The sequence below is a fragment of the Christiangramia crocea genome (assembly GCF_022410465.1).
In the GTDB taxonomy this organism is placed as follows: domain Bacteria; phylum Bacteroidota; class Bacteroidia; order Flavobacteriales; family Flavobacteriaceae; genus Christiangramia; species Christiangramia crocea.
On the sequence record NZ_JAJSON010000015.1, the window covers coordinates 97,860 to 103,859 of the forward strand.

The 6,000-nt window shown below is 33.3% G+C and carries 6 protein-coding genes; all 6 read right to left on the reverse strand.

Translation table 11 applies throughout. From position 1 onward, the window contains the following. Positions 1-266: 266 nt before the first annotated feature. The 6 genes from LU635_RS05925 to LU635_RS05950 all read right to left on the reverse strand — a co-directional run bounded on the left by LU635_RS05925 (position 267) and on the right by LU635_RS05950 (position 5,927). The gene (locus LU635_RS05925) at positions 267-938 is read right to left on the reverse strand and encodes a helix-turn-helix domain-containing protein (RefSeq protein WP_240097195.1); all 672 of its coding nucleotides are present in this window, start codon (positions 936-938) and stop codon (positions 267-269) included. Further along, positions 938-1,225 (reverse strand): helix-turn-helix domain-containing protein, encoded by a 288-nt coding sequence (locus LU635_RS05930; protein ID WP_240097197.1) that lies wholly within the window; start codon positions 1,223-1,225, stop codon positions 938-940. The genes LU635_RS05925 and LU635_RS05930 overlap by 1 nt, the downstream gene beginning before the upstream one ends. 108 nt (positions 1,226-1,333) lie before the next feature. After that, positions 1,334-2,122: a hypothetical protein gene (locus LU635_RS05935; protein ID WP_240097199.1), complete on the reverse strand. Its 789-nt coding sequence runs from the start codon at positions 2,120-2,122 to the stop codon at positions 1,334-1,336. A gap of 141 nt (positions 2,123-2,263) precedes the next feature. Continuing rightward, positions 2,264-3,586 (reverse strand): phage integrase SAM-like domain-containing protein, encoded by a 1,323-nt coding sequence (locus LU635_RS05940; protein WP_240097201.1) that lies wholly within the window; start codon positions 3,584-3,586, stop codon positions 2,264-2,266. Between the two features lie 348 nt (positions 3,587-3,934). Then, positions 3,935-4,903 carry an alpha/beta hydrolase gene (locus tag LU635_RS05945; protein ID WP_240097203.1) on the reverse strand — a complete coding sequence of 323 codons (969 nt, stop codon included), beginning with the start codon at positions 4,901-4,903 and terminating at the stop codon, positions 3,935-3,937. A gap of 13 nt (positions 4,904-4,916) precedes the next feature. Continuing rightward, positions 4,917-5,927, reverse strand: a complete 1,011-nt coding sequence (locus LU635_RS05950; RefSeq protein WP_240097205.1) for a DUF4861 family protein — start codon at positions 5,925-5,927, stop codon at positions 4,917-4,919. Between the last annotated feature and the right edge of the window lie 73 nt (positions 5,928-6,000).

The following is a 6,000-nucleotide window of genomic DNA, read 5'->3' on the forward strand; positions in this document are numbered from 1 at the left end:
ATGTGTTTATAATTTTTGCCAACTCGTAATATCAAATCAAATATATTCTTTTACCAGAAAATGAATTGTATAAAGACAGTTTTAAGCTTTTTGCAAGATCAGTAATAAGATAAAAATCTTTTTATATATAAAGCCCCCAGTAGTGAATACTGTTTTTTGACTATTTATTTTTCATACCCCCCCCTTAAAAAATGGCTCCTAGTAAAATTTAGATTGAGTGGCGATGTACTTTAATGAAATTTCTAGATGTTTTTACCCCTATGCCCCTATTCAAATTTCCTCAACCAAGGTGGTCTAGGTTCCGGTCTATCACTAGGTTTTTGTCTAATTATCCAGTTTCGAGCATATTTCTTAAACCTAAAAAATAATTTTTCATTCATCTTTGTGCTCTCAAGGATCATATCATTATTAAATGCCTCGTAAAACTCCAATTTATTGAATAACTTATGTTCGTTTTCTTTCTTCCAATTTTGAATATCTTTTGAACAATAAGTGTTTAAATACTCAATGTGAGAAATTCCTCTCTCTTCTTTAATTTCTTCTTTATTATATACTTTATTATTATGTTTTGCCTTTTCGGTTAGAGGGTTTACATTTTTCCCCATATAGGTGTAGCCATTAATTTTTATTGGGTTTACGGATTTTTCAGAAAGGGTCTCAAGGTTAGGAAATATAGATCTCTTATTGCCCTCACTTTTATATATCTTATATGTTATTAAACCTTTATTGAAAAGGGAGCTTATCATTTCTGAAATACGACCTCTACTTAAACCCAATCTTTCAGCCAAATGTTTATTAGTAGCGTAACATCCTCTATTATTATTGCTTAATCCAATTATATAGGATAGTAACAAAAGCTCATTTCCTGAAACACATTTCAATTCTAAAACTTCCACTGGTACCCATATACCAGTAAAATCCATTTTATCCTTTTCCATTATTTTTTGGGATTAGAATTATATAAATCTTCTATAATTTTCTTCCGGCTATAATACACCCGACCGCCTTTAGTAAGTGGTTCGAGTATTCCCTTTTTTACCCATTGGTGCAGAGTGCCAAAAGAGATGCTCAGCAATTTACAAACCTCTTGCCTGGTTAAAAATTCTTCAGGTTCTTTTGGCTGAAAATTCTTTTTGAGTTCATCTATTCGTGCATCTACTCCTTTAAGAATAATATCGGTTAATTCTTCTGGAGTGGTTTCGTGAAGTTGTGTGATATTTCCCATTTCTTAAACAGTATTTTAAGTTAAACACTGTAAAAGTATTTAGTCCTATTCCATTAAGATTAGAGGAAAATTAGAGGATTTATAAAGGATAAAAGAGGATAGATTTATTTATGCATTCCTAGTCAAAAAATCTTGAAGAAAAGCGTCAAAATTAGACTTATGAGAAAACCCCGGCTCATTATGGAGTGAAATGTTAGAATTTTTTCGCTCCTCTATTTTAAAGGGGTGGTTTAATGAATTCCAATAATTCATAAATACTTTACTAGTACAAATAATGGAGCCTGGATCATTTGTTTCGATGTAACTTCCACTGCCTTTAAGTCTTTTATAAATGTAGCTTAATTGAGGTTTACAATCTTCAATTCTCGAAAGCCAATTTTTGTATAGTGACAATTCAAAAAATTCTTGAACTTTAATACAGTTAAAAACAGCAGGATTAAAAGTAATAGAATTCACCTCTAATAAATTTTTTAGATAAACTTTTTCCGCTGAGGTTCTAAGACTTCCTGTAAAAAATTGGAAAGATGCAGATTGGCCCGTTTTAATATCCAATGTAGGGTATATTTCATTAACTAAATCATTCGTATTTCTAAGTATTTCATCAATGCAATATTTGAAAACTCCATTTTCGACCTTGATACTGGAGAAAAAATGATAAGGTGAATCGTAGAATAGCGGTCGCTCTTTTTTAATTCTGGCAAAATGATCTTTTAAAAATTTTCTTTTTTCTTGTAAATCTTCAGGATCAAATAATTCTGAAAGCAATAAGGTTTCATATTTGCTAGAAATTTTTGAATAGGCAGATTCAAAATATTCAGATACAAATTTTTCCAAATATTCTCGATTCCGTTTCCTTAATTTGGCCTGGTCTCTTTGTAATTCTATATCATTACTCATTTGTACAATTTTGAAATAATAAGCCTTTAAGAGAGCTTTACTAGAAATTCTCTTTTTAAGCTGTTCTTATAACTTCCTTTCTTCTTTATAATAAAGGTGAGAATTATTGAATATAGCTTGGTAAGTTGGTTTATATCCATTTTATTGGGCTGTTTTAATTACTTCCATTTTGGTTTCCCCGTTTTGTTTGGCTTTTTTCCAATATTCGGCTAAAATATCTGCATTATCTTTAGGTGCTTTACCTATATAATTCAAAAGCATTTTTTCAGTTTTATGCCCTGTTGCGCTCATTATTACCGGAGTAGGTAGTTTACCATAATGGTTAGTTGCAAAGGATCTTCGGCAAATATGGGTGCTTACTAAATCACTCTTTTTATATTCCCCGGCCTTCTTTCTCCAGATTTTTTTATCGTCCTTAGTTTTTCCGATTATTTCTCTTTTGGTGCCCGGAACGATATCATTGATTCCAGATTCACTGCAAACCTTTTTTATATAATCATTGAATTTTTGAGAGCTAATAGCATGAGGGAAATTTCCATTTCTTTTATCCAGAATGGCGGAAACTTGCCAGTGCAAAGGCATTACGATTTTTTGTCCGGTTTTTTTGGCGGTGTATTCTATGTATTCTCCTTTAATATTATCTTTTGTAAGCCTTAATAGGTCGCTTACCCTGGCGCCTATCCAAACTCCAATAATTAGCCAGTCCTTAGCATTTTCTAGGTATGGAGTAGAACTCAAATCCTTTTCAAATATCCTTTCTATTTCGGCCTCATTCAAGGTTATAAAGTTTGTCTTTTCTTTAGTGGCTCTGAAATTCCCGTTTAAAATGGCATCATTTATTTTTAATCCATGTGTTCTATAGGCATCTAGGCATATTGTTTTAATGATAGTGAGGTATTTCCCAATACTGTTGTAGTTGAGGTGATGTTTTTCTTTTAAATAAGCTATAAACTCCCTGTGAAATTCCATGTTTACCTGAGAGATTAAATATCGTTTGCCTTTATACTTTTCAAAGGCTTTTAATTTTTTAAGGTTGGTTGCGTATTTCTGGATAGTAGCTTTACTTACTCCAGTAGTTCCATCTTTCTGGATCTTATTAGGTAAATTGCCCAGGTGGTAAGTGGCAAAATCAATTAAGAATTCAGTTTTTAAGTTTTGATCCTGTTTATAAAAGCGGATGATGACAGTTTTCAGCCAGTCGGCATCTATTAAGATCCCTTGCTCAAAGTCCATACGATAGCATTTAAGTATTTCGCCTTTGAGATCCGTAAGATTATTTTCAAGTTTTAATCGGTCTTCAAATACTGCATTTCTTTTAATGGTTCCGGATTTTCGGTTCCAGTGAGTCGGATCAATAGGTTTAAAGGTGGTATGTTTAAGGTCGATTTTACGGCCAGCGACAAATCTGAGGTATATCGTAGCCGGATTTGATTTACCCTTAATGAAGAATTTAACGGTAGCCATAGTAAACTCATTTGAAACCACTTAAAGGTATTAAAAAAATAAAATGGGTGCCGACGGGGTGCCGACATTTTTTGAATTTATTTGTATTTCATTAAACTTGAGTGTACTCCATGAAACTTTTGAACCTGAGGCGAATAGTGAGGTTTTATGATACTTTCAAGCTAAAATAGGGGCTTTAGCGAGCTTCAAAAATTCAAAGGGTTGCGTACCTGGTGAGGCTACTGGAAAGGTTATAGCCTATAATGAAACCTTGTTAATATTTTTATTATCAGGGTTTTTTATGTGATATGTGATTTTATGTGGTGAGACTTGCGTTCTCAACCACGGTAGTTCTTTCTGATCGAATACCTATTCAAATTTTCTGTTCTCTTTGGTGGAATGTGCATTTTCAAATAGGCTTGTATTTTTATACAACCAGTCTTCTAACTCTATAGTCCAATCCACCCCGCCAGTTTTTTCAAAATTAAACCCGAATCCATGACCTCCCTTTTCTAATTCAATATATTTAAATGGAACATTGTATTTTTTTAGGCTATCTCTGTAGATTATACTGTTTTGATATGAGACAGAACTATCATCTCTAGCATGTACCAGAAAAGTAGGAGGAGTGTTTTCAGATACTTGATTTTCCATGGAATAATAATCTAGGAAAGATTGATTTTCTGATTTTTGACCTAGTAATCTTTTATAGGAGCCTTTGTGTCTATAAGGTAAGTTAAACGAAATTACCGGGTACATCAGTATTGATACTGCATGAGACAAATTTTCAGGTTTTACTCCAGGTGCAACTATACTATCTTTCAAGTTAGCTAAAGAGGAGGCCAAATGGCCCCCAGCAGATCCACCCATTACCGCAATTTTGTTTTCATCAATCCCCCATTTTTCTGCATTTTGATGTAATAATGAAAGAGCTTTTTGAGCATCAGCTAATGGCACTTTCTCTTGTTCATAAACAATACAGGAATCAGGAAGCCTATATTTAAGTATAGCTACAATATTGAATCCCATTTCTAAGAACCGTTTAGCCCGACTCTCTCCTTCATCTTTTATACTAACAATGGCATAGCCTCCACCTGGATAATATAAAATTGTCGGACCCTTGGATTCTTGGCTATCTTTTCTGTAGATATATAATACGGGATCGGAAATTTTACTAAAGCGTCTTCCTGTAGAATCTACTGTCTCCTTAAATTCTATGTTTTCTTTATTAAAAGGTGGTTTTTTTTGATCCCAGAGGTTAACAACCTCCTTGCTATAATTTTGAGCATAGGAGGTGACATAAAAAAAGACGATAGTAAAGATGGCTATTCTTTTCATATTTATAACTGCATTAATTATTCTCAATGTTATTTGATTCTAGGTATTTCAGAGTTTTAATCAAATATTTATTAAACTCTTTTTTTGTCGCAATACCATTTTTTTGCTGCTCCCAGGCTCCAAGAAAGTAGTAGGTTATTTTTTCGGTAGTTGGTTTAAAAATTACCAAGTGATCATTTTCACCATTTACAATTTTATCCAGTTGTTCAGTATTATAAAAAACAGCCATACCTAATTTATCTGTGTCATTAACCAGAGTTTGTGCGCCAAAAGTAGCTATGTATGCCCATTTGCTATTATCGCTTTGTTTCTTGATTAATTCCGGTACATGTTTTACTATTCCGGTGGCAAGTCCTTCAATTTCTTTGGAAGGAAAAAGCTCTACTTTGGTATAAAGTCCTTCAGGAAAAATACTCAGTTTCGCCTCCAGATCAATGGTTTCATTACCGGTAGTCCAGGCTTCATAAAAAATATCTACCGAAGAACTGCTCTCTAAATTATTGATAGTTGCCGTAGTATTTTCCACATTTCTGAAATGGGCTACGGTGTCATTCATAAAACGTCCAAACCCTCCAATTCCCAAAGATTTACCGGCTTTAAGTATATCTAATCCCCACTCAGCATCTTCATGGTAGGAACCAAAATCATCTTGTCCTACAAAAGGTAAAACCAGCGTATCAACTCTTTTTCCAAATATATCGATGGCATTGCGCCAGTCCAGATATAACCTATAGGCAACATTCTGGTTCTCCCAACCCGGGCCTTCATATTTTATAAAGCCAGAATGATCAGTGTGGTTCTTTGGAACTTCAAGCTCTTTAACATTTTCATATTTTCCTCCGATATAATTATTTTCTTTCCATGAACCACCTTTTCTTACTGAAATTTCTGCATAGGTCTGTGAATTACTGATAGTGTCTTTGAATGGTTCAGTAGGAAGTTTGGTGGACTTTTTAGAATCGTTTTCATTTTTGCAGGAGACCACAAATCCAATGGTAAGAATTAAAAAGAATAAATTTTTCATGTTCATTATTGTTATTTTTATTCAAATAGATTTGGTAACCAAAGGCTGATGGCCGGAATAAAGGTCACCAATA